The 23,563-nt window shown below is 59.9% G+C and carries 26 protein-coding genes and 1 tRNA gene; 19 read left to right on the top strand and 8 right to left on the bottom strand.

What is annotated here, in order from left to right; genetic code table 11:
- Window positions 1-37: 37 nt before the first annotated feature.
- On the bottom strand, window positions 38-316 hold the full coding sequence (locus ACXR0M_RS26965; protein WP_458834654.1) for a DUF3509 domain-containing protein: 279 nt from the start codon (window positions 314-316) through the stop codon (window positions 38-40).
- A 379-nt stretch (window positions 317-695) separates the two neighbouring features.
- On the opposite strand from ACXR0M_RS26965, the gene ACXR0M_RS26960 reads away from it, so the two are divergent.
- The 10 genes from ACXR0M_RS26960 (at window position 696) to ACXR0M_RS26915 (ending at window position 9,851) form a co-directional block, all read left to right on the top strand.
- Window positions 696-2,534: a long-chain-acyl-CoA synthetase gene (locus tag ACXR0M_RS26960; protein WP_458834651.1), complete on the top strand. Its 1,839-nt coding sequence runs from the start codon at window positions 696-698 to the stop codon at window positions 2,532-2,534.
- A gap of 97 nt (window positions 2,535-2,631) precedes the next feature.
- Window positions 2,632-3,150 (top strand): ankyrin repeat domain-containing protein, encoded by a 519-nt coding sequence (locus ACXR0M_RS26955; protein WP_458834650.1) that lies wholly within the window; start codon window positions 2,632-2,634, stop codon window positions 3,148-3,150.
- A 133-nt stretch (window positions 3,151-3,283) separates the two neighbouring features.
- Window positions 3,284-3,814 carry a hypothetical protein gene (locus ACXR0M_RS26950; protein ID WP_458834649.1) on the top strand — a complete coding sequence of 177 codons (531 nt, stop codon included), beginning with the start codon at window positions 3,284-3,286 and terminating at the stop codon, window positions 3,812-3,814.
- Between the two features lie 71 nt (window positions 3,815-3,885).
- Window positions 3,886-4,077: a PLDc N-terminal domain-containing protein gene (locus tag ACXR0M_RS26945; protein WP_217834617.1), complete on the top strand. Its 192-nt coding sequence runs from the start codon at window positions 3,886-3,888 to the stop codon at window positions 4,075-4,077.
- Between the two features lie 235 nt (window positions 4,078-4,312).
- A complete protein-coding gene (gene speE, locus ACXR0M_RS26940; protein ID WP_458834648.1) occupies window positions 4,313-5,188 on the top strand; it encodes a polyamine aminopropyltransferase in 876 nt (291 codons plus the stop codon).
- A 203-nt stretch (window positions 5,189-5,391) separates the two neighbouring features.
- Window positions 5,392-5,625: a hypothetical protein gene (locus ACXR0M_RS26935; RefSeq protein ID WP_458834653.1), complete on the top strand. Its 234-nt coding sequence runs from the start codon at window positions 5,392-5,394 to the stop codon at window positions 5,623-5,625.
- Between the two features lie 211 nt (window positions 5,626-5,836).
- Complete coding sequence (locus tag ACXR0M_RS26930; RefSeq protein ID WP_458834647.1) at window positions 5,837-6,184, top strand: ribonuclease E inhibitor RraB; 348 nt, start codon at window positions 5,837-5,839, stop codon at window positions 6,182-6,184.
- Window positions 6,185-6,678: 494 nt separating this feature from the next.
- Window positions 6,679-8,088, top strand: a complete 1,410-nt coding sequence (locus tag ACXR0M_RS26925) for a circularly permuted type 2 ATP-grasp protein (RefSeq protein WP_458834646.1) — start codon at window positions 6,679-6,681, stop codon at window positions 8,086-8,088.
- Window positions 8,089-8,100: 12 nt separating this feature from the next.
- Complete coding sequence (locus ACXR0M_RS26920) at window positions 8,101-9,051, top strand: alpha-E domain-containing protein (RefSeq protein ID WP_458834645.1); 951 nt, start codon at window positions 8,101-8,103, stop codon at window positions 9,049-9,051.
- Window positions 9,048-9,851: a transglutaminase family protein gene (locus tag ACXR0M_RS26915; RefSeq protein WP_458834644.1), complete on the top strand. Its 804-nt coding sequence runs from the start codon at window positions 9,048-9,050 to the stop codon at window positions 9,849-9,851. Before ACXR0M_RS26920 ends, ACXR0M_RS26915 begins: the two co-directional genes overlap by 4 nt.
- Before the next feature lie 116 nt (window positions 9,852-9,967).
- On the opposite strand, the gene ACXR0M_RS26910 is transcribed toward ACXR0M_RS26915, so the two are convergent.
- Window positions 9,968-10,789 carry a c-type cytochrome gene (locus ACXR0M_RS26910; RefSeq protein WP_458834652.1) on the bottom strand — a complete coding sequence of 274 codons (822 nt, stop codon included), beginning with the start codon at window positions 10,787-10,789 and terminating at the stop codon, window positions 9,968-9,970.
- Window positions 10,790-11,373: 584 nt separating this feature from the next.
- Between ACXR0M_RS26910 and ACXR0M_RS26905 the strand changes: the two genes are divergently transcribed.
- The 3 genes from ACXR0M_RS26905 to ACXR0M_RS26895 all read left to right on the top strand — a co-directional run bounded on the left by ACXR0M_RS26905 (window position 11,374) and on the right by ACXR0M_RS26895 (window position 15,566).
- Window positions 11,374-12,579, top strand: a complete 1,206-nt coding sequence (locus tag ACXR0M_RS26905) for an acetyl-CoA C-acetyltransferase (RefSeq protein ID WP_458834643.1) — start codon at window positions 11,374-11,376, stop codon at window positions 12,577-12,579.
- A 24-nt stretch (window positions 12,580-12,603) separates the two neighbouring features.
- Window positions 12,604-14,748, top strand: coding sequence for a 3-hydroxyacyl-CoA dehydrogenase NAD-binding domain-containing protein (locus tag ACXR0M_RS26900; RefSeq protein WP_458834642.1), 2,145 nt, complete (start codon window positions 12,604-12,606; stop codon window positions 14,746-14,748).
- Window positions 14,749-14,843: 95 nt separating this feature from the next.
- Window positions 14,844-15,566: an amidotransferase gene (locus ACXR0M_RS26895; protein WP_458834641.1), complete on the top strand. Its 723-nt coding sequence runs from the start codon at window positions 14,844-14,846 to the stop codon at window positions 15,564-15,566.
- 65 nt (window positions 15,567-15,631) lie between these two features.
- Here the strand turns inward: ACXR0M_RS26895 and ACXR0M_RS26890 are convergent, their stop codons facing one another.
- From ACXR0M_RS26890 to ACXR0M_RS26880, 3 genes are all read right to left on the bottom strand, one after another.
- Window positions 15,632-16,603 (bottom strand): magnesium and cobalt transport protein CorA, encoded by a 972-nt coding sequence (locus ACXR0M_RS26890; protein WP_458834640.1) that lies wholly within the window; start codon window positions 16,601-16,603, stop codon window positions 15,632-15,634.
- Between the two features lie 134 nt (window positions 16,604-16,737).
- Window positions 16,738-17,460: a 1-acylglycerol-3-phosphate O-acyltransferase gene (locus ACXR0M_RS26885; protein ID WP_458834639.1), complete on the bottom strand. Its 723-nt coding sequence runs from the start codon at window positions 17,458-17,460 to the stop codon at window positions 16,738-16,740.
- A gap of 217 nt (window positions 17,461-17,677) precedes the next feature.
- Window positions 17,678-18,367, bottom strand: coding sequence for a crotonase/enoyl-CoA hydratase family protein (locus ACXR0M_RS26880; protein WP_458834638.1), 690 nt, complete (start codon window positions 18,365-18,367; stop codon window positions 17,678-17,680).
- Window positions 18,368-18,662: 295 nt separating this feature from the next.
- On the opposite strand from ACXR0M_RS26880, the gene ACXR0M_RS26875 reads away from it, so the two are divergent.
- Window positions 18,663-18,752 (top strand) — tRNA-Ser (locus tag ACXR0M_RS26875).
- 164 nt (window positions 18,753-18,916) lie between these two features.
- A complete protein-coding gene (locus ACXR0M_RS26870) occupies window positions 18,917-19,237 on the top strand; it encodes a YbjQ family protein (protein ID WP_458834637.1) in 321 nt (106 codons plus the stop codon).
- 66 nt (window positions 19,238-19,303) lie between these two features.
- On the opposite strand, the gene ACXR0M_RS26865 is transcribed toward ACXR0M_RS26870, so the two are convergent.
- Complete coding sequence (locus ACXR0M_RS26865; protein WP_458834636.1) at window positions 19,304-19,591, bottom strand: hypothetical protein; 288 nt, start codon at window positions 19,589-19,591, stop codon at window positions 19,304-19,306.
- Window positions 19,592-19,832: 241 nt separating this feature from the next.
- On the opposite strand from ACXR0M_RS26865, the gene ACXR0M_RS26860 reads away from it, so the two are divergent.
- The 4 genes from ACXR0M_RS26860 (at window position 19,833) to ACXR0M_RS26845 (ending at window position 21,568) form a co-directional block, all read left to right on the top strand.
- Window positions 19,833-20,021 (top strand): hypothetical protein, encoded by a 189-nt coding sequence (locus tag ACXR0M_RS26860; RefSeq protein ID WP_458834635.1) that lies wholly within the window; start codon window positions 19,833-19,835, stop codon window positions 20,019-20,021.
- A gap of 325 nt (window positions 20,022-20,346) precedes the next feature.
- On the top strand, window positions 20,347-20,715 hold the full coding sequence (locus tag ACXR0M_RS26855) for a bacteriocin (protein ID WP_458834634.1): 369 nt from the start codon (window positions 20,347-20,349) through the stop codon (window positions 20,713-20,715).
- 134 nt (window positions 20,716-20,849) lie between these two features.
- Window positions 20,850-21,275: a YMGG-like glycine zipper-containing protein gene (locus ACXR0M_RS26850; RefSeq protein ID WP_458834633.1), complete on the top strand. Its 426-nt coding sequence runs from the start codon at window positions 20,850-20,852 to the stop codon at window positions 21,273-21,275.
- Window positions 21,276-21,397: 122 nt separating this feature from the next.
- Window positions 21,398-21,568 carry a hypothetical protein gene (locus ACXR0M_RS26845; protein ID WP_458834632.1) on the top strand — a complete coding sequence of 57 codons (171 nt, stop codon included), beginning with the start codon at window positions 21,398-21,400 and terminating at the stop codon, window positions 21,566-21,568.
- Between the two features lie 252 nt (window positions 21,569-21,820).
- Here the strand turns inward: ACXR0M_RS26845 and ACXR0M_RS26840 are convergent, their stop codons facing one another.
- Together ACXR0M_RS26840 and ACXR0M_RS26835 are read right to left on the bottom strand one after the other, a co-directional pair.
- The gene (locus ACXR0M_RS26840; protein WP_458834631.1) at window positions 21,821-22,135 is read right to left on the bottom strand and encodes a contact-dependent growth inhibition system immunity protein; all 315 of its coding nucleotides are present in this window, start codon (window positions 22,133-22,135) and stop codon (window positions 21,821-21,823) included.
- Window positions 22,125-23,563 (bottom strand): RHS repeat-associated core domain-containing protein (locus ACXR0M_RS26835; protein ID WP_458834630.1); only part of this gene is annotated, 1,439 nt, incomplete at its 5' end. The genes ACXR0M_RS26840 and ACXR0M_RS26835, both read right to left, overlap by 11 nt.

The following is a 23,563-nucleotide window of genomic DNA, read 5'->3' as shown; positions in this document are numbered from 1 at the left end:
CTGCCCGGCCTGTGTTTGTTTAAAGCGTCTGAATCAATTACAGCGAATGATACGTCGGCAACGCAAAACGCTGCTGGCTCTGCAGCATTGCAATTTGCGGCAGTTCGCTGGCTTCTTCCGCCAGGTCACGACGAATCGCGCTGATCGCCCACGACAGTTGGTCGGCGTTGTGCATTTGCTGGTAGCTGAGGGCGCGCTTGAAGGTTTTACCGTCGCTGCTGCGCAGGGTCAGCAGGATACCGCCGTCAGGGCGAGGTGCAGTGGTGACATTGAAGTTGGAGAACAGGGAGGTAAATTTTTCTTGGATCAGGCTCATGTCTTTCAGCTCCGTATGCACTTGAAGGGCAAGCATGCACAGGAGGTTGCAGCGTTTGTGCCAGCATTTTAAAAATAAAAAAATCTTGTAAATCAATAAGTTAAAAATATTGAAATTTGCACGGGTCGTGCAATCTGCATGAAAGGCCATCGTGCATCCTGCATTTTGCGGGATTTTGCCTGGCACGATGGAACCAAATCGCCGCGCCATGATCCGCGCCGCCGGCCCCGCCGCAGCGGATACAAAACATTGCAAAAACCGCGTGTACAGGCCGAGAAGCGCTGACGTATTTTCGCTCTCGACCTTCGCTCACTGCGCAGGTCATGCCCACAGCCCGAACAATAAGAACACGGCCGGCAAGGTCGAACGGGGAGTCAGCATGCGTCACGCGCCAAGCGACACGATTACCTGGGGCATGATGCTCCGCAAACTGCCGACGATCGCCAAGGCCCTGCCGCGGGTGGTCAAGGGCATGAAAGTCGCCAATGTCACGGATCCGACCCAAACGTGTGGCCTCGGCTGGACCTTCGAACAAGCGACCCTGCGCAACCCCGAAGGCCTGGCGTTATTGCACGGCGATGTGCTGCTGACCTATGCGCAGGTCAACCAGTGGGCCAATCGCATCGCCCACTATCTGAGCGCGCAGAGCATCGGCAAGGGCGATGTGGTGGCGGTGTTCATCGAAAATCGCCCGGAACTGCTGGTGACCATTCTGGCCCTGGCCAAGCTTGGCGCGGTCAGCGCGTTGCTCAACACCTCGCAGACCCGCGAGACGCTGATCCACAGCGTGAACCTGGTGGCGCCGGTGGCGATTGTGCTTGGCGAAGAATTGCTGCCGGCGTTTGCCGCGATCCGCGAGCAGGTATCGATTGCGCCGCAGCGCAGCTGGTTTATCGCCGACCGCGACACCTGCAGTGACCCTGGCATTGCGCCCGATGGCTACATCAACCTGATCAGCGCCAGTGCCGATGCCTGCGCGGACAACCCGCCGAGCAGCGGCGAAGTGTTCTGCGACGATCCGTGTTTTTACATCTACACCTCCGGCACCACCGGCCTGCCCAAGGCCGGGGTGTTCAAGCACGGCCGCTGGATGCGCAGTTCGGCCAGCTTCGGCACGATCGCCCTGAACATGGGGCCCGACGATGTCGTCTATTGCACCTTGCCGCTGTACCACGCCACGGGTCTGTGCGTGTGCTGGGGCGCGGCGATCAATGGCGCCGCCGGGTTCGCGATTCGCCGCAAGTTCAGCGCCAGTCAGTTCTGGAACGACGTACGCCGCTATCGTGCCACCACCATCGGCTACGTCGGCGAATTGTGTCGCTATCTGGTCGATCAACCGCCCAGCGCTGACGACGGCCTGCACGCGGTGCGCAAGATGATCGGCAATGGCCTGCGCCCCGGCGCCTGGGCCGAGTTCAAAAGCCGGTTTGCCGTCGAGCACATCTGTGAGCTGTACGCGGCGAGCGACGGCAACATAGGGTTCAGCAACGTTCTGAATTTCGACAACACCATCGGTTTCTCGCTGATGGCCTGGGAACTGGTGGCCTACGATCACGACAGCGGTGAACCGCTGCGCAGTGCCGACGGTTTCATGCGCAAGGTCGGCAAGGGCGAGCAGGGCTTGCTGCTGGCGCGGATCGACGAGAAAGCCCCGCTGGACGGCTACACCGACCCGCAGAAAACCGCCAAGGTGGTGCTGCGCGACGTGTTCAGCCAGGGCGACCGCTTCTTCAATACCGGCGACCTGCTGCGCAATATCGGTTTTGGCCACGCGCAGTTTGTCGATCGGCTTGGCGACACCTATCGCTGGAAGGGCGAAAACGTCTCTACCACGCAAGTGGAAAATCTCCTGCTGCAGCATCCGCAGATATCCGAGGCCGTGGCTTACGGCGTCGAAGTGCGCAACACCAACGGCCGCGCCGGGATGGCCGCGATTACGCCGGCCGAGTCGCTGGCGACCCTGGATTTCGCTGAACTGCTGGCGTTTGTCCGCCAGCGCCTGCCGGCCTATGCGGTGCCGCTGTTCTTGCGGGTCAAAGTAAAAATGGAAACCACCGGAACCTTCAAATACCAGAAGACCCGGTTGAAAAACGAAGGCTTCGACCCCGGTCAGACGGGCGATGACCCGATCTACGCGTGGCTGCCCGGCTCGCAGACCTACGTGCAAGTAACGGATGAAGTGCTGGCCGATATTCAGCAGGGCAAATACCGTTATTGAGATTGGCTATGGCAAACCATGAGAAAAAGGGGGTGACAGCTATCGCCGCGCTCGGGAAACTGTCGGCTTTGCGAATAACCGAAAGTGGAGTTGCCCCATGTCTGACCAAAGCCGCCAGATGACCCCTGAAGAAGCTGCCGAATTCACCGAGCAGGTTTTCAACAAGGCGCGCGAGGGTGATGCGCTGATGCTGGATCGTCTGATCAGCGCCGGTTTGCCGGTCAACCTGAAGAACAGCAAGGGCGACACCTTGCTGATGCTCGCCAGTTACTACGGCCACGTCGATGCGGTGCAGGTGCTGCTCAAGCACAAGGCCGACCCGGAAATGCGCAACGGCAACGGCCAGAGCCCGATTGCCGGCGCGGCGTTCAAGGGTGACCTGGCGGTGGTCAAGGCGCTGGTCGAGGCGGGCGCCGAGATCGAAGGCTCGTCCTTCGATGGCCGTACCGCGCTGATGATGGCAGCGATGTTCAACCGGGTTGAAATCGTCGATTACCTGATCGGCAAAGGCGCCGACCCCAAAGCCAAGGATGCCAACGGCATCACCGCGTTGGACGCGGCGCGAACCATGGGCGCGGTGGATACCACAGCGCAGCTGGAAAAACTGCTGGGCTGATAAGGTCAAAAGATCGCAGCCTGCGGCAGCTCCTACACTCATTCCCTGTAGGAGCTGCCGCAGGCTGCGATCTTTTGCTTTTCTGCGCTATCCTGCGCGCCCTCGAAATTCACCACCCACAGGATCCGCCCCCATGAAAGCCGTACTCGTCGAACTCATCAGCAAAATCAGCTCCGGCTGCATGGGCGAGGACGAGATCGTGAAGGTGGCCGACGAAGCCGCACAGGCCTATGCCGATGCCGACGCGTTCCTCGCGGCCAACCCGGATATCAACTACGACGACACCTTCCCGATCCCGCTGGGCGAATGGGTGGTGGTCGGCAGCCTGCCGGAGACCGTGCTGTTCCAGGCCGACACCTACGTTGACTTGTTCGCGCAGATCGTCGCGTCGTTCGGCCCGGGCGTCGAGTTCAACCTCAAACCCAAGCAACTGGCCAAGACCGAAGCGCTGAGCGCGCTCAACCGCATCCAGGTGCAGATGAGCAGCCTGAGCAAGGAACACGGCGGTTATACGCTGATGAACTTCAGCCAGTTGCTCGACGATGAGCTGCAAGTGGTGCTGGTCTACGGCAACGACGTGCCACGGGTGCTGGAGCTGTGCGCCGAAGTCGGCATCGCTGCGGCGCCGTCGCTGGAAGCGCTGAAGGTCGCCGTTCACGTCTGATTGCAATAAAAGGGAACCCTGCGCGCGACCGTCTATCCTAAAAGTGCATCCCACTATTCTGGAGCGACACCATGGGTTCCACGTTCAACGGTCTGATCGGCCTGATCATCCTCGCCCTCGACATCTGGGCCATCATCAACGTGCTGAAAAGCAGCGCCGAGACCGGGATGAAAATCCTCTGGGTCCTGCTGATCATCCTCCTGCCGGTGCTGGGCCTGATCATCTGGGCGATTGCCGGACCACGGGGCAATGTGCGGATCTGACGCGCTCCCAAGAACCCCATCTTCCCTGTAGGAGCTGCCGCAGGCTGCGATCTTTTGATCTTGTCTTTTTAAAAACAAAGATCAAAAGATCGCAGCCTGCGGCAGCTCCTACAGGGTTTGTGGTCCTCCGATGAAGTGAGGTTCGACCTGTCATCTTCGGCAACGTAGAATGCGCGCCTTTCCCGGGCAATCGTCCCCACGATTGACGCCCGCGCATTCATCGGAGCACTTGACCATGACCGTCACCAAGACCAGCGAATACCTGGAAACCCTCTACGAAGGCTACGGCCAGCGTTTTCGCATGGAAAAACTGCTGCACGAAGTGCGCACCGAACACCAGCACCTGGTGATCTTCCAGAACCCGCGTATGGGCCGGGTGATGGCGCTGGACGGCGTGATCCAGACCACCGAAGCCGACGAATTCATCTACCACGAAATGCTCACCCACGTGCCGATCCTCGCCCACGGTAGCGCCAAGCGTGTGCTGATCATCGGGGGCGGTGACGGCGGCATGCTGCGCGAAGTGACCAAGCACGCCGGTGTCGAGCACATCACCATGGTCGAGATCGACGGCACCGTGGTCGACATGTGCAAGGAGTTCCTGCCGAATCATTCCGCCGGTGCCTACGATGATCCGCGCCTGAACCTGGTGATCGACGACGGCATGCGTTTCGTCGCCACCACCACGGAAAAATTCGACGTGATCATCTCCGACTCCACCGACCCGATCGGCCCGGGGGAAGTGCTGTTCTCGGAAAACTTCTACCAGGCTTGCCATCGCTGCCTGAACGAGGGCGGTATCCTCGTGACCCAGAACGGCACGCCGTTCATGCAGATCGACGAAGTCAAAACCACCGCCGGTCGCCTGCGCAGCCTGTTCCCCGACTGGCACTTCTACCAGGCGGCCGTGCCGACCTACATCGGCGGTTCGATGACCTTCGCCTGGGGCTCGACCAATCCGGCCTACCGCAAGCTGAGCCGTGAAGTGCTGCAACAGCGCTTCATCGGCAGCGGCATCGTCACCCGCTACTACAACCCGGAAATCCACATCGGCGCGTTCGCGCTGCCACAGTACGTGCTGCAGGCGATCAACAAGCCAAGCAACGACTGACGGCACACCCCCCTGTAGGAGCTGCCGCAGGCTGCGATCTTTTGACTTTGTTTTTTAGATCAAAAGATCGCAGCCTGCGGCAGCTCCTACAGGAGGTATCTTTTTTTTCATGTTTTGCCGCTGCAATCCTTTGGAACGATCAATCTCGCCAAATTGTCGAGATACAGGTAAGCCCATTTGCGGGTCTGATCGAGGAGGCACCGATGCAAAAGTGGAAGGTCACTTTCGTGGATGATCATGGCGAAATTGTTGATGAGGTGTTCGAGTGCACCGCACGCCCCAGCGATGACGAGGCCGCGCGCCTGATCAAGGAACGGCTCCTGCCCGTGGCCGCCAAACTGGATCTGAACGATCTGGAAGGGCGCGCCCCCGATGCTGGCGTCAAAAGCCTCGAAACGCAAAACAGCATCAAGATCCGCAGCATCACTCCGATCTGAAATTCTTCTTGTCACCCGACGCACCAGACCTTGGCAGCGCCTCTCTCTTGGGGCTACTCTGCAAGCGAGATCAGCGAATGAATCGCTAAGGTCTGGTCTTGTCAGCTACATGCTTGCTTCCCGCGTGCAACCACGTTGCCGCTGTACTTTGGCCTGCAAGGCCCGGGGCGGGAATACGGAAAGTCTATCCATCGATCGAGGGGGACGATTCATGAGCACAGCCTATCAAGAAGACATCAGCAGCACCGTTCTGCGCCGCATGAAAGAAGGCGGTTTCGATTTTTCCCGCTTCCATCCCATCGAGTTCTACGCGATTTTCCCCGACGAGGAGGGCGCACGCAGGGCTGCCGGCAAGTTTCGCGGTGAGTCGATCAATGCCCAGGTCAGTGCGCGCGACGATGGCGCCTGGTCGCTGGAATTGAGCAAAGTGATGTACGCCACGTATGACGACATTGGTGACTTCGAGCAGGGTTTCTCTGCCGTGGTCGAGCCGCTGGGCGGCATCATCGAAGGCTGGGGCGTGAAGCAGGAGGTGCGCAGCCGTTATCGTCTGAACTGATCTCGGGTTCGTTTTTTAAAGTCAAAAGATCGCAGCCTTCGGCAGCTCCTACAAGTGATTGGTGTAGAGCTGCAGGAGGCTGCGATCTTTTGCTTTTGCTTTCAAAACATTTCAAACGGACAAAAAAAAGCCACCGGAGAGGGTGGCCAAACGGGAAGAGCGGTAAGCAGAGAAAACCGGTCAAGGCCAAGCTCTGCGGGGACTGCGTAGGCAGTCCGGATCAGTTGGGCTGAAGCCTTCAGCGACTGAAGGTGTCAGCAGATGCGCCGATTATCCGCAGCCCGGCGCGAGCAGTGAAATCAACTCTGACTATGCTGGTGATAGACGACGGCACTGCGTCGCAATGAGGCGGGGGCGATCAGGCTGGGGCATTTGTCGCACAGGAATGGTGCGCCGCCGCTGGTGTGATTATCCAACCGATTGAAATCAAAGCGTTTATGCCGATGGCACGGGCCTTGCGAAGGTCTGTTTGTCCGGGTGACAAGGAGTACGGCATGATCCGCACCTATTTTGATGAAATGTACGATGCCGGCGGCCTGGTCCGCCCGCATTACCGGGAGTTCGCCCGCTGGCTGGCCGACACGCCTGACGAGTTGCTGGCACAACGGCGACGCGAGGCTGATCTGCTGTTCCACCGGGCCGGCATCACCTTCACGCTCTATGGGGACGAGCAGGGCACCGAGCGCCTGATTCCTTTCGACACCATCCCGCGCAGCATTCCCGCCAGCGAGTGGCGGATCGTCGAGCGCGGCTGCATCCAGCGGGTCAAGGCGTTGAACATGTTCCTCGCCGACCTCTATCACGAGCAGCGCATCATCAAGGCCGGGATCATCCCCGCCGAACAGGTGCTGGCCAACGAGCAGTACCAGTTGGCGATGCAGGGGCTGGACCTGCACCGCGATATCTATTCGCACATCTCCGGCGTCGATCTGGTGCGCGATGGCGACGGCACTTACTACGTGCTCGAAGACAACCTGCGTACCCCGAGCGGCGTGAGCTACATGCTCGAAGACCGCAAAATGATGATGCGCCTGTTCCCCGAACTGTTCGCCGCGCAGCGCATCGCCCCCATCGACCATTACCCGAACCTGTTGCTCGACACCCTGAAAAGCTCCAGCCCGATCGACAACCCGAGCGTGGTGGTGCTGACGCCGGGGCGCTTCAACAGTGCGTTCTTCGAACACGCCTTTCTGGCGCGGGAAATGGGGGTGGAACTGGTGGAGGGCGCGGACCTGTTCGTGCGTGACGACAAGGTGTTCATGCGCACCACCGACGGGCCGAAAGCGGTGGACGTGATCTACCGGCGGCTCGACGACGCGTTCCTCGACCCGCTGGCGTTCAACCCCGACTCGATGCTCGGCGTGCCGGGGCTGTTATCGTCCTACCGCTCGGGCAACGTGGTGCTGGCCAATGCCATCGGCACCGGCGTGGCCGACGACAAATCGGTGTACCCGTTCGTCACCGAGATGATCCGTTTCTACCTTGACGAAGAGCCGATCCTGAAGAACGTGCCGACCTGGCAGTGCCGTAATCCTTCGGAACTGTCCCATGTACTGGCCAATCTGCCGGATCTGGTGGTCAAGGAAACCCAAGGCTCCGGCGGTTACGGAATGCTCGTGGGGCCGGCGGCAACCACGGCGGAAATCGACGCGTTCCGCGAGCGCATCAAAGCCAAGCCGCACGCGTACATCGCGCAGCCGACGCTGTCCCTGTCGACCTGCCCGACCTTTGTCGAAAACGGCATTGCGCCGCGCCATATCGACCTGCGTCCGTTCGTGCTGTCCGGGCGTGAAACCCGGGTCGTGCCCGGCGGTTTGACCCGTGTCGCCTTGCGTGAAGGCTCCCTGGTGGTGAATTCCTCCCAGGGCGGCGGAACCAAGGACACCTGGGTGGTCGAGGATTGAAGGAAGCTTGCCATGTTAAGTAGAACTGCCTCGGATCTGTACTGGATGTCGCGTTATCTGGAGCGCGCGGAAAACCTCGCGCGGATGCTCGATGTCAGCTATTCGCTGTCGCTGATGCCGCAAGACGGGCGCGGCGACGGCCTGCACGAACTGGCCATGCCGCTGTTGATCACCGGCACCCTCGACGATTATCTGGAGCGTCACGGCGAACTGCATGCCGAACGCCTGCTGCACTTTTTCGCCCTCGATGCGGCTAACCCGGCGAGCATCTACAGCTGCCTCGGCGCAGCGCGCGCCAGTGCGCATGCGGTGCGCGGGCGGATCACCGCCGACATGTGGGAAAACATCAACGCGACGTGGCTGGAGATTCGCGGGATCGCCGAGCAGGGCCTCAGCCGCTACGGCATGAGCCGTTTCTGCGAGTGGATCAAGGAGCGCTCGCACCTGTTCCGTGGCGCGTCCTACGGCACCATCATGCGTAACGATGCGTTCCGCTTCATTCGTCTCGGTACCTTCATCGAGCGCGCCGACAACACCCTGCGCCTGCTCGATGCGCGCTACGAAATGGCCGGCGATCAGGCCGACGCGGTCAGCGACGGCACCGCCCACGCCTATTACCAGTGGAGTGCGCTGCTGCGCGCGTTGTCATCGTTCGAGGCCTATACCGAGATCTACCGCGACGCTCCGGGCGCCCGGCATGTCGCCGAGTTGCTGCTGTTACGCGCCGATGTGCCGCGTTCGTTGCGTGCCTGCACCGAGGAAATCGACCAGATCCTTGCGCAACTGCCGGGGGCCAACGGCCGCCCGGCGCAGCGTCTGGCGGCGGAAATGGACGCGCGTCTGCGTTACACCGGCATCAACGAAATCCTCGCCGAAGGCCTGCACGCCTGGCTTACCGAATTCATCCCGCTGGTGCGCCAGTTGGGCAATGCCATTCACAGTTCCTACCTGGAGGCTGCATGAGACTTTCCATTAGCCACGAGACCACCTATCACTATGACGATCAGGTGCGGGCGAGCATCCAGTATCTGCGCCTGACCCCGCACGACAGCGAGCGCCAGCACGTGTTGAGCTGGCAGCTCGATCTGCCGCGCCCGGTGCGCGCCCAGCTCGATCCGTTCGGCAACATCCTGCATGTGCTGACCATGGACGAACCGCACGAAGCGATCATCATTGGCGCGCGCGGCCAGGTCGACATCGACGAATTGCGCGAGGCCGAGCATGAGAGCCAGTCGGCGCTGCCGTTCCTGCGCTTTACCCGTCTGACCGAAGCGGACGATGCGTTGCGCGCGTTCGCCGACAAATCCTGCAAACAACGCCGTGATCGCACCGCGCTGATCGACCTGATGCACGGCTTGAACCAGCACATGACCTACACGCCGGGCTCCACCGAAGTCGACACCAGCGCCGCCGAAGCCTTCGCCGGCCGCGCCGGGGTATGCCAGGACCACACCCACGCCTTTCTGGCGTGCGCGCGCAGTCTGGGGATCCCGTCGCGCTATGTTTCCGGGTATCTGTACAGCGAAGACGCCGAACACCTGGCCAGTCATGCCTGGGCCGAAGCGTGGCTGGATGACGCCTGGTACAGCTTCGACGTGACCAACCAGTTGGCGCGACCGGAGCGCCATCTGAAGCTGGCGGTAGGCCTGGATTACCTGGATGCCTGCCCGGTGCGCGGCATGCGCCGGGGCGGCGGCAGCGAGCAGATGCATGCGAAGGTGCTGGTCTCGCCGACGCCGGTCATCTCCGTACAACAACAGTAAACCCCGCCCCTGTAGGAGCTGCGGCACGCTGTGATCTTTTGCTCTTGATCTTTAAAATCAAAGTCAAAAGATCGCAGCGTGCCGCAGCTCCTACAGGTTGATTTTGGGGAAGCATGTCAGGGCTTCACCTTGCGCCCCGCCATGTGCTGCAAATAGCCAATCAACTTCTGCAAATCCCCCTCCGGCAACACCTCCGTCGAAAACCCCGGCATCTTCGCCTGCGGCCACTGGCGCAAACTCTGCGGATCGCGAATGTAGCGCTTGAGGAAATCCGCGCCGAAGTACTCGGTCGGGTTATACGGAATGTTCAGATCGGGCCCGAACTGCGCATCGCCCGCACCGTTCAAGCGGTGGCAGGCCAGGCAGTTTTTCTGGAACAGCGCAAAACCCTGGTTCACCGGGTCATCGGCTTTCAGTTTGGGGTCGGGCAACAGGGCAGGGAAGCGCTCGGCCACTGGCGCCATGCGCTTGATGCTGGCCACTTCGAACGGCCACTGCTCAGGGCTGATGTTGCCAGCCTGCGGATCGGTCCACACCAGATAGAACGGCCCCGCGCTGTGTTTGCCCTCGGACAGGGGCGGCCACGGCTGCGCCGGGTCCTCGATCGCCAGCCACGCCCGCGCGCCGGTGGTATTGAGCAGCGGTGCCGCGCTCAGTTCGGCAGCAAAACCGTCCAGCGCTACCGCTTGCAGGTGATCGTCCGGTTTGATCCCGGTCAGCAGCGCCGCCACCGGCACGGCGCGATAAGTCATGTCCTTCTTGTAGGACACATCGTTCTTGACCGTCAGGGTTTGCACCTGGGGATGCTTGAGCAATTCCTCGGTCTGCCAGCTGCGATGGGTTGCGCCCAACTGCAGATCCAACTGTGCGGCAGACAAGGGCATGCTCAGCAGCACGGCCCAGAACCCGATGAGCGTTTTCAAATGATCGCCGTCCATGTCATGAAAGTGCACAAAGGTTGGCACAGCCACGCTGGCCCGGGTAGCGGGCCAGTGACATTTTTGATGGCGATGACGTGCACCCGGCCGTTGAGTCAGCCGATGACCTTGGTCAGATTCGGCAAAATCAGCAACAGCGTGGTGGCGAAGAGAATGAGCCCGGCTTGACGAACTTTCGGTTGTTTGAACATGGCTAGACCGCCTTTATTGTTATTTCCTGATGTCTGCCTGCATATCCATGACGGCAGACGCTGCACTTCCTGTTGAAGAACGTCGGCCCCGGCAAAACCCGACGACCCTGACGTACATGTACTACCTTAGAGCCCGCGTCACCTGCGGCTTAGATCCATTTCATATGTATTTGCTGCCGCTAGCGATAAAAAAGGCATGAGGCGTATTGCCAGCTTCTTCGCCGCCCGCTTGCTAGACAACTCGCGCACCTGAACCGGTTCACCAGACGCTTGATGACCGTCCGTCTGAGCGTGCGCGTCAACGTCATTGAGCGCTGTGGTCATTGAAACCTCGACGGCGCGGGACAACAGTGACACCACGAAATTCACTCACCGCACAGGTTCGAGGACGTCATGACCCAAGCTTTGATTTTCGATGCGTTGCGCACGCCCCGCGGTAAAGGCAAGGCCGATGGCGCGCTGCACAGCGTAAAACCGGTGAATCTGGTCGCAGGATTGCTGACCGCGCTGCAGAATCGCACTGCGTTGGACACCAGCCAGGTCGATGACGTGGTGCTCGGTTGCGTCACGCCGATTGGCGATCAGGGTTCGGACATCGCCAAGACCGCAGTGCAGGTGGCGGACTGGGATGTCAGCGTGGCCGGTGTGCAAATCAATCGCTTCTGCGCCTCAGGGCTGGAGGCGGTGAACCTCGGGGCGATGAAAGTTCGCTCCGGCTTCGAAGAGCTGGTGGTGGTCGGTGGCGTCGAGTCGATGTCGCGAGTGCCGATGGGCAGCGATGGCGGGGCGTGGGCGCTGGACCCGCAGACCAACCTGCACAGTCACTTCACCCCGCAGGGCGTGGGCGCGGACCTGATCGCCACCCTTGAAGGCTTCAGCCGTGAGGACGTCGATGCCTACGCATTGCACTCGCAGCAAAAAGCTGCACGGGCGCGGGCTGACGGATCGTTCAGCAAGTCGCTGGTGCCGGTGCTGGATCAGAACGGCATCATCCTGCTCGACCACGACGAATTCATTCGCGCCGAATCGACCCTGGAAGGCCTCGGCAAACTCAAGCCGAGTTTCGAGATGATTGGGCAGATGGGCTTCGACGCCACGGCGCTGCGGGTCTACAGCCATGTCGAGCGGATCAATCACGTGCACACCCCGGGCAACAGCTCGGGGATCGTCGACGGTGCGGCGCTGATGCTGATCGGCTCGGAAGCCAAAGGCCGGGCGCTGGGCCTGCAACCACGGGCGCGGATCGTCGCCACGGCGGTGACCAGCACCGATCCGACGATCATGCTCACCGGCCCGGCACCGGCCACGCGCAAGGCGCTGGCCAAGGCGGGGTTACGCGTGGAGGACATCGACCTGTTCGAGGTCAACGAAGCGTTTGCCTCGGTGGTGCTCAAGTTCATCAAGGACATGGCGGTCGACCCGGCCAAGGTCAACGTCAACGGCGGCTCGATCGCCATCGGCCACCCGCTGGGCGCGACCGGATGCGCGATCCTCGGCACCCTGCTCGATGAACTGGAAGCCCGCCACCTGCGTTATGGCCTGGCGACGCTGTGTGTCGGCGGCGGCATGGGCATTGCCACCATCATCGAACGCCTCTGAGCCCCGAATTCAAGGAACCTTGTTATGAGCGAAGCCATTCGTTACGAAAAAGGCCAGGACGGCATCGTCGTGCTGACCATCGACATGCCGGGCCAGAGCGCCAACACCATGAACGCCGTGTACCGTCAGGCGATGGGCGCTTGCGTCGCGCGTCTGCAGGCTGACAAAGACAGCATCGCCGGAGTGATCATTACCTCGGCGAAGAAAACCTTCTTTGCCGGCGGCGACCTCAATGAGCTGATCAAAGTCGGCAAGCCCGAGGCCAAAGCCTTTTACGACATGGTGCTGAGCCTCAAAGCGCAACTGCGCAGCCTCGAGACCCTCGGCAAACCGGTGGTCGCCGCGATTAACGGCGCAGCGCTCGGCGGTGGCTGGGAAATCTGTCTGGCCTGCCATCACCGCGTGGCGCTGGACGATGCTGCGGTGCAACTCGGTCTGCCGGAAGTGACCCTCGGCCTGCTGCCGGGCGGTGGCGGGGTGGTGCGCATGGTGCGCCTGCTCGGCCTCGAAAAAGCCCTGCCGTACCTGCTCGAAGGCAAGAAGGTGCGTCCGCAACAGGCATTGCAGGCCGGTCTGATCGATGAGCTGGCGGCCGATCGTGAGGAGTTGCTGGCCAAGGCTCGTGCCTGGATTGCCGCGAACCCGAGCGCCGTGCAGCGCTGGGACGTCAAGGGTTATCAGATTCCCGGCGGCACGCCGTCGAATCCGAAAGTCGCACAGATGCTGGCGATTGCGCCGTCGATCCTGCGGTCGAAAACCCAGGGCACGCTGCCGGCCCCGGAGAAAATTCTCTGTGCGGCGGTGGAAGGCGCCCAGGTCGACTTCGACACCGCGCATCTGATCGAAACCCGTTACTTCACCGAACTGACCACCGGGCAGATCTCGAAAAACCTGATCGGCACCTTCTGGTTCCAGCTCAACGAAATCAACGCGGGCGGCTCGCGGCCGCAGGGTTTTGCGCCTTATGTCACGCGCAAGGTCGGCGTGCTCGGTGCGGGGATGATGGGCGCCGGGATTGCTTACGTCAGCGCCTCGGCCGGCATCGACGTGGTGCTCAAGGACATCAACCTGGCGGCGGCGGAGAAGGGCAAGGCGCATTCGGCGGCGTTGCTCGACAAGAAAGTCGCCCGCGGTCAGATGAGCGCGGAAAAACGCGAGGCGGTGCTGGCGCGGATCCGGCCCAGCGCGAACGATGCCGATCTGGCCGGCTGCGACCTGATCATCGAAGCAGTGTTCGAGGACCGCGAACTCAAAGCCAGGGTCTCGGCAGCGGCGCAACAAGTGGTCGGCAGCGAGGCGGTGATTGCCTCCAACACCTCGACCTTGCCGATCACCGGGCTGGCGACGGCGGTGCCGGACCAGAGCAAGTTCATCGGCCTGCATTTCTTCAGTCCGGTGGAGAAAATGCCGCTGGTGGAAATCATCAAGGGCGCGCAGACCAGCGATGAAACCCTCGCGCGAGGCTTCGACTTCGTCCTGCAAATCAAGAAAACCCCGATCGTGGTCAACGACAGTCGCGGCTTCTTTACCTCGCGGGTGTTCGGCACCTTCACCAATGAAGGTATCGCCATGCTCGGTGAGGGCGTGAGTGCGCCGATGATCGAGACCGAAGCGCGCAAGGCCGGGATGCCGGTCGGGCCGCTGGCGATCTCCGACGAAGTTTCTCTCAGCCTGATGAGCCATATCCGTCAACAAACGGCCAAAGACCTGCAAGCGGAAGGGAAAGCGCTGATAGAGCATCCGGCGTTCGCTGTGATTGACTTGCTGCTGAACGAATACAAGCGTTCGGGCAAAGCCGCCGGCGCGGGTTTTTACGATTACCCAACTGGCGCGCAGAAGCATTTGTGGCCGGAATTGAAGACGCGCTTCGAGAAGGCCGACGGGCAGATTTCGCCGAAGGACGTGCGCGATCGTCTGCTGTTTGTGCAGGCTCTGGAAACCGTGCGCTGCGTGGAGGAGGGCGTATTGACCTCGACGGCGGACGCCAACGTCGGCTCGATCTTCGGCATCGGTTTTGCGCCGTGGACCGGCGGTGCGCTGCAGTTCATCAACCAGTACGGCGTGCAGGACTTCGTCGCCCGTGCGCAGTATCTGGCCGAGCAATATGGCGAGCGCTTTGCGCCACCGGCACTGCTGCTGGAGAAAGCCGCGAAAGGCGAGTTGTTTTAAGTGATCGGCTGAGCGCTGCGGGGCTTGCCTTGCCGGGGTGTTTCAAGGCAGGCTCTGGGGTGTTCATTATTCCCTTCACGTGTCAGGTATTTTTTATGTCGCTACGCATCTGCATTCTGGAAACCGACATCCTGCGTCCGGAGCTGGTTGACCAATATCAGGGTTACGGGCAGATGTTTCAGCGCCTGTTCTCGCAGCAACCGATTGCTGCCGAGTTCACCGTGTACAACGTGATGCAGGGCGAATACCCGAGCGACGACCTGAATTTCGACGCGTATTTGATCACCGGCAGCAAGGCCGATTCGTTCGGCACTGATCCGTGGATCCAGACCCTCAAACAATACCTGCTGACCCGCTACGAGCGCGGCGACAAGCTGCTCGGCGTGTGCTTCGGCCATCAACTGCTGGCGCTGCTGCTCGGCGGCAAGAGCGAGCGCGCCACCCAAGGCTGGGGCGTCGGCACTCACAACTACAAATTGGCGGCCAAGGCGCCGTGGATGAACCCGGTGCGGGAAGAGCTGACGCTGCTGATCAGCCACCAGGATCAGGTCACCGCACTGCCGGAAAACGCTACGGTTATCGCCTCCAGCGATTTCTGTCCGTTTGCTGCGTATCACATCAACGATCAGGTGTTGTGCTTCCAGGGTCACCCGGAGTTCATTCACGACTATTCACGGGCACTGCTGGATCTGCGCCAGGAAGCGTTGGGTTCGCAGATCTACAGCAAAGGCGTGGCCAGCCTGGAGCAGGAGCACCACGGCACGACGGTGGCGGAATGGATGATGCGGTTTGTGGCGCACAAGCCAGAAGCGGCCTGACAGCAGATCAAAAGATCGCATTTGTAGGAGCTGCCGAAGGCTGCGATCTTTTGCCTTTGCCTTTGCTACAACCACCCCGACTTCTTGAAACTCGCCCACAAACTCACACACCCCACGGCAATCACCCCCAATACCGTGAAATAGCCGTAGTGCCAGCTCAGCTCCGGCATGTTCTGGAAGTTCATCCCGTAGATCCCCGCCACCGCTGTCGGAAACGCCAGAATCGCCGCCCACGCGGCAAACTTGCGCTGCACCACGCTCTGCCGTGACGCCTCAAGCAATACGCCGACCTCGATGGTCTGGCTGGCAATGTCCGCCAGGGTGGTCAGGTCTTCCATTTGCCGGTTGACGTGAATCTGCACGTCGCGGAAGTACGGACGCATGTTCTTGTCGATAAACGGGAAGCTCAGCTTCTGCAGTTCCTCGCCGATCTCCACCATTGGCGCCGCATAACGACGCAGGCGCAACACGTCGCGGCGCAGGCCGTGAAGTTTCTGGATGTCATGTTCGTTCAACGCACTGCACAACACGTTGCGCTCCAGCTCATCGATCTCGGCATGAATCGCTTCGCCCACCGGCTGATAGTTTTCGATGACGAAATCCAGCAGCGCATACAGGACGAAATCCTCGCCGTGCTCCAGCAACAGCGGTCGCGCCTCACAACGCTGGCGCACGTGCGCGTAGGACGCCGAGTGGCCGTTGCGCGCGGTGATGATGTAGCCCTTGCCGGCGAAGATATGCGTTTCGATGAACTGCAAGATCCCGTGTTCGCGGATCGGCGAGTAGGTGACGATAAACAAGGCGTCGCCAAAGGTTTCCAGCTTCGGTCGACTGTGTTTTTCCAGGGCGTCTTCGATGGCCAGTTCGTGCAGGTTGAACTGCCGTTGCAGATTGGCCAGTTCCCGAGCGTCCGGCTCTTCCAGGCCGATCCAGACAAAGTGCCCGGTTTTCGCGGCCCAAGCGGCGCCCTCGTCGAGGGTGATATTGGTGACTTTCTTACCGGCGCTGTAAACCGCAGCAGCAACAACTCGACCCATGGCGGTGATTCACTTCTTCTTGGCAGATGGCAGGGCATACAAGGCTTCAGCTTAGCCGTGTCGCTGCTTGAGAGTCAGTGAAATCTGCACAGTTCAGCCGGCAAAAGAAAACCCGCACAAGGCGGGTTCGGTTTTCATACAGCTTGCAGCTGCTGATCCATCGCGGCGATGCATTCGCGCATCTGTTCGCGGCACTGGTTCATGAGCATGGGCATGTCATCCATGGTCAGCCCGGCGGTAGAAATGGCCGGCAGCGAGCGTATGAGAATGTCGCCGCTGCGCCAGCGATTCAGGCGCATGTGCTTGATGTAGTTGCTGACGCAAACCGGCACGATCGGCACGCCGGCGGCAATCGCCATCTGGAACGCGCCTTTCTTGAATGGCAGCAGTTCCTCACCGAGGTTGCGCGTACCTTCCGGGAACACCCAGATCGAAGTGTCTTCATGTTGCAGGGTGTGAGTGGTGGTGAGCATCGACTTGCGTGCCTTGTGCGCATTGCCACGGTCGATCAACACGTTGCCGGCCAGCCAGAACAATTGGCCGAACAGCGGCACCCATTTCAGGCTCTTCTTGCCGATGCACACGGTACGCCGAGGCACCACGTTGCCGAACACGAACAGGTCGTAGTTGGACTGATGGTTGGCGATGACCACGCAACTCGCGGGTTTGTTCATCAGCGAGCCGACATCAGCCTTCACCCGCAGGCGCAGGATGCGCATCGCCGGAAGGGCGTAGAGGCGGGCGCACAGACGGCTGTTGTCCGGGTTGAACGGACGGCACACACCAAGAATCACGCCCAGCACGCCGGCCAGAATAAAGTGCAGGCCCATCAACAACATACGAAACACAAACAGCATTATCAGGCCCCACCGGGACAAAAGGTGGCGCAGTGTACGGATGTGCACTGTTTTCGGCAATTGCTGCTATAGAGTGCGGAGATAGGCGATGTTTAAGCGCATGTTTCAGGATTGGATGTCAGACGCGTCCTAGAGCTGTTGGAGATTGTTCAACCGAACGCGTATGAAAAAGCCCGACACGATGGTCGGGCTTTTCTTCGGCTCGCAAGGCTGGGGCTTAGCCCAGATGCTCTTGATCCTGGATGATTGCGTTGTCCAGGGCTTCGAGCAGCGCCTTGCGCACTTTCAGCTTGGTGTTCTTGTGTGCATTCATGTTGATTTTCTTCAAGTGACGCGCAGCGGCCAGGGCCGCACCTTGCAGCTCTTCGGCGGCCACCACCTTGTCGAGGAAGCCGGCATCTACGGCACTCTTCGGATCGAACATCTCGCCATTGATCACCGAGCGATGAAACGCCGAACGACGCAGGCGATCGCGCGCCAGCTCGATGCCGGCGTGGTGCATGGTCATGCCGATCTGCACTTCGTTCAGTCCGATGCTGAACGGACCGTCGACGCCAATCCGGTAATCGGCCGACAGCAACAGGAAAGCACCTTTGGCCACCGCATGCCCAGGGCACGCGACGATCACCGGGAACGGGTGGGAGAGCAGGCGTCGGGCCAGGGTCGAACCTGCGGTCACCAGCGCCACGGCTTCTTTTGGGCCGGCGGTCATCACTTTGAGGTCATAGCCACCGGACAGAATCCCTGGCTGACCGGTAATGATCACGATGGCACGATCAGTCTTCGCCTGATCCAGCGCCGCGTTGAACGCCGCAATCACGTCCGGGGAAATGGCATTGACCTTGCCGTTGTTCAGGGTCAGGGTCGCGATGCCGTCTTCGAGGTGGTAGGCAATCAACTCGCTCATGGCGCAATTCCTTGTTAGAAAGATGGGCAGACGTTACTCACCACCGTAGGCCAGGTAAAGCGCCGTGACTGACTCGCTGGTCACCGTTTCCCGCGGCAACCGGCGCCGTGCGTCGCTCTGCTTCTATATAGAAGGCTGGCCGTCACCAGAGATTGGCCGGTTTGCCATCGACCCTTGTGGGCCGAAATGCCTTTTTGTCTTAAGCGCATGAAAATTCTGAAAAAAAGTTTGCCATCAGAAAAGCTTTCGACTACATTAGCGCGCCTCGACAGACAGAACATGTTTGCAGAGATACGGTGAAGTGTCCGAGTGGCTTAAGGAGCACGCCTGGAAAGTGTGTATACAGGAAACTGTATCGAGAGTTCGAATCTCTCCTTCACCGCCAAATTCAATACACAAAACCCCTGATTTCGAAAGAGATCAGGGGTTTTGTGGTTTCTGGCGTCTGATTTTTAATGTGCTGTGTCAGTCATTCGGCAAGTGCTCCGACCGATTGACCACAGCGCATTGCCATCGCCGCTTTTATCAGTAGAAAAAAGGACTGTGCCCATGATCATCTCCACCACTCACGCCATCGAAGGCCGTCAGATCACCGCGTACCTGGACATCGTCAGCGCCGAATCGGTGCAGGGCGTCAATGTGATCCGGGACATGTTTGCCGGCATGCGCGATTTTTTCGGTGGGCGTTCGCAGACGCTGGAGCGTGCGTTGAAAGAAGCGCGGGTTCAAGCGACTGACGAAATCAAGGAGCGGGCGCGGGCGTTGCAGGCGGATGCAGTGGTCGGGCTGGATTTCGAGATCAGCATGCCGGCCGGGAAGGGCGGCATGGTTGTGGTGTTTGCGACCGGTACGGCGGTGAAACTGGGTTGATCCGGTCGCCGATGCAAGTGAGCCCATTCAGATGATGAATGGGCTTTTTGCGTTTTGTGCTTTCGATCAGCCCTGCGGCTTGAGCACGACTAGCCCGTGGGCGTCGTAGGTCAAGGGCGTGTCGATCGCAACCATCGGCGTTGTCCCCGGCACGGGCGTCGGGTCGGACGGCTGGCTCGGTTGGTTCGGATGGTAAATGACGCCGGGGGTCAATATCGGTTTGGCCGGTAGGGTCATGTCTATTTGACCGGAATCGATCATTTCCTTGATTTTCGCACCACCGGCTTTACCGGCAGCGATTTGTTCGTCCGTGAGTTTTACGACAGGCATTTGCGGGAATCCGTTGATATTCATGTTCTCTCCTTGAGATTCATTTACAGGCAGGAGGGCAACGGCCTGTCGCCGGGAATCTTTAGTGCGAGGTGATCGATGATCGCGATATACGCGTTGAAAAGATGCAGGCCATTCGTCGGCCATCAGCGGATCTGAACCGCAAGTCCTGGAATGACCGGCTAGTCTCAGAAGTCTTGGAGGTCGATATTTTTTCAGGCAATAGGGCTTTGCCGGTGTCGACCCATTGGAAAGGGGAGAAGGTATGACTGATCCGTATATCGAAGACGATGGAGCCGAATTCTCGTTCAACAACTGCGTCCGTTGCGGGCAGACGGAGTACCAGGCAGGCTTTGGCGAGGACCCGCTGCTGACCGGCAAGATCAAGTCCACCGCGCCCAAAGGGCCCAAAGCCAAGTTTCTGCCGAAGGTTTCGACCCGAGCGAGAAAGTAAGCAGCCACCTCATAACCCCGTCTAGCAACGGGGTTTTTTATGCCTGCTGTTTATTAAGAGAAAATTCCTACATGTGATTGCCTTACATCCTGATTTTTTCACAAACTTTTCACGTCCACGGACGTAGGGTGAAGCCATCCGTTAGAAAGCAAGTCTCCAGCCCGTCTCCCCAGCGGGCTTTTTTTTGCCTGCAATAAAACCTTTTGCCAGATTGCTGTCCAATCGGCGCCAAGTGCGTAGCGGCGGCGGAATTTTCTGGACTTCAGCGCGCCGGCAGCATTCAATCTCGGCCCCTTTCGATCTCCCTATTTTTGAGGTTCTTGTCATGCGTCTAACATTGCCTGCTCTGGTTCTGGGGCTTCTGGTTGCTCAAGGTGCGGTCGCCGGCGAAGGCACCGCGGCACTGGGTGGTGGTCTGGGCGGTGCGCTGGGTAACGTCGTCGGCCAGAAAATGGGCGGCAGCACCGGCGCGGTGATTGGTGCTGGCGTTGCAGGCGCAGCGGGCAGTGCGATGGCCGCTGGCAAGGGCAGCCGGACCAAAGCCGCGATCGGTGGTGGTGTCGGTGCGGCTGGCGGTTCCGTGATCGGCAACAGCCTGGGTGGCCGAAATGGCGCGACCATTGGCGCCGGTCTCGGTGGCGCGGCCGGTGGCGCTGTTGGCGCCAACCTGTCCAAAGGTCACAAGCGTCACTGATAGCGAACGTTTGTCAGAAAAAGCCCGGCTTGATGCCGGGCTTTTTCATGGCTGAACGTTTTGCCGAAAAACCTCTCCAATTTGACATGGCCCCTATGGGTATATCGTCCCGGTTCGGGAACTGTGAGGTTCAAATGCGTCTGTCATTGTCTGCACTGTTTTTCGGATTACTGATCGCTCAAGGCGCGATGGCCGCTGGAGATGGCAGCGCCGCCGTCGGTGGTGGCTTGGGCGGTGTGCTGGGTAACGTGGTCGGCGGCCAGCTCGGCGGCAGCACCGGGGCGGCGGTCGGCGCGGGCGTCGGCGGCGCGGCGGGCAGCGCGGTTGGAGCGAATAAACACAATCGCACTGAAGCCGCGATTGGCGGTGGCCTCGGCGCGGCAGGTGGTTCGGTGCTCGGCAATAGCCTGGGCGGCTCCACCGGTTCAGCCATCGGTGCCGGTCTGGGCGGCGCGGCCGGCGGTGCAGTGGGCAACAACCTTGGCGACGACGGCGCCAAGGGCCATTCAGGTGGCGGACACAAGCACAACAAATACAAACATAAAAACCGCCATCATTGATCGAGTACCGAAAACGAACCCGGCCTGGCGCCGGGTTTTTCGTGTCTGGCGGTCGGACGCTGGAACGTTTCGCGGTAAGACTTTTCGAACCTAGTACAACCCACCAGACGCAGAGGTTTGCCATGACCCCCGAAACCGAAGGCAAGGAAGAGAAAGGCCCGAGTGGACTGCCGTTTATCAATGATCCGGGGAATGAGGATCCGGGGTCGCTGATGGATGATGCGACGGTGCCGTTGAATGATTCGGATGATGCTTTGGATGAGGAGTATGAAGAGGACGAGGATGAGCAGTGATTGCTTGCTCTTGTGATCGCGCCTTGAAGTGCTGCTTTCCAGTCTGCAGGGCCTGAGTTTCTGTCAGGCCCTTTGCGAGGTGTGAAATGGCTGGTGAAACCGACGAAGATGTTGATGAAACGCCTGAATATCCATTGCCTTCGCCTACGGATCCTTTGAGACGGGATGAGTTGCCATTGGCGGATGAGGAGGCGGAGGGGGCGTGAACAGTGGGCGATCAAAATGAGCGTCGACTGTAGCGCCTCCTCGTATTCAGATACTACTTTTTGAAGTTCGCTGGAGAGTTACAAGTACGTGTTGCAGCCAGTGGTTCCCATCTTGCCAATCGTGCCAGTAACAGTAACTACACCCCATCTCAGCCAATACAAAATCGCGAATTTCTTGCTCTGTCAGATCAAGCGCCAACACAGCTTCGATTTCCTTTATTACATCCAGAATGGCGCTAACCTCAGAATCCGCAATGAACGATCTGACGACATCATCAGCGAAATCAAATTCGCTCATCCAGTCCTCGTGAAAATAAGCTCCGAGGAACTGAAACAGCTGAGGAAACTCTTCATTTGTCATTTACAAACCCCGTCAAAATAAAGTAACCGAGTGGCGACTTCGAGTCTCGCTGAAGTACTAATCTGATGCTGAATAATGGCTCTAATCTTCCACTCTTGCGTACAACGCCAACGCCCGCAGGGACAGAAACTTTTTCATTGATAACAAATTTCTTCGCCTTGCCTTTCAAAAAGTCATCAATTTTTTTCTGATTATTTCTCATCACCTTTGACAACGCGGCCTCAGCCTCAAGTCGATCAGGAAATGTTGAGGCGATTGGTATGTTCGGCTCTGCCTGTAATCTAGCCCTGAGTTGAGCTTCAGATCGCTCGACGTGCTTCGCTATGACATGCCCGCCTCGAGATTCGTGAGCCTCTAAACCACCCCCGGGGACTATCTCACTAAATGGTCCATCAGCCTGTGTTGCCCCCGGACACGGAGTGCAGGCCAACCCCAACGGATCCACCCACCCCGTCGGATTCGGCACATACCGATACTGATTCAGCCCACCCGCCAGCTTCACCGGATCCGGCGTCAGATACCGCCCCACCCTCGGGTCGTAATACCGATGGCGGTTGTAATGCAGTCCACTCTCCGCATCGAAATACTGCCCCTGAAAACGCAGCGGCTGGTCGAGGTAGTCTTCGCCGGCGAGGGTGAGTGCCGAGACTTTGCCGTAGGCGTCGTATTGCGCTGACCAGACGATTTCGCCGCTGTAGTCGGTGAGTTCCTGCGGGGTGCCGAGGTGGTCGAGTTGGTAGTAGAACGGGCAGGCGCGTTTTGGGCCTTTGCCGTCGAGCAGTGCCAGCGGGCGAAAGGTGCCGGGTTCGTAGACGTAGCTGCGGTGGTGGTCGGGGCCGCTTTCGGCGACGAGGTGGTCGCCTTGCCAGAAGAACTCGGTGCTCACCCCTTCGACGGTTTTGCGGATGCGCCGACCGAAGGCGTCGTACTGGTAGGACGCGGTCTGGCCGTCGGCGCGGGTCAGGCCGATCAGGCGGTGCTGGCAGTCGTAGCGGTATTCGGTGACGAGTTGCTGATCGCGGCCACGCCGTTCGCGGATCAGGTTGCCGAACGCGTCGTAGTCGTAATGCCGGTCGCCCTGCATCAGCAGGCGGTTGCCGTTGATCCGCGTCGGGCCGGGGCGGTCCTGCATCAGCAGGTTGCCGGCCGGATCGTGGGCAAAGGATTCCGGCAGTTCATCGCGCGAGTGGCGTACGCGGATCAGCCGGTCGAGCGCGTCGTAGGCGTAGGTGCGCTGACCGTGGCGGCTGTCGGCAATGTGCTGCAGATTGCCGTTGGCGCTGTAGGCATAATCGCGGCGGTAAAGCGAAGCGTGCTGATGGCCTACCGCATGGGCGAGTAAACGGCCCTGATCGTCGTAGGCAAAGTCGCTGCGCAGCAGGCCTTGCTGGCGTTGTTGCTCGCGACCGGATTGATAGACGTGACTGG

This window comes from Pseudomonas sp. Eth.TT006 (assembly GCF_054456575.1).
The sequence above is the reverse complement of the archived record's forward strand: the minus strand, read 5'-3'. Positions and strand labels throughout refer to the sequence as shown.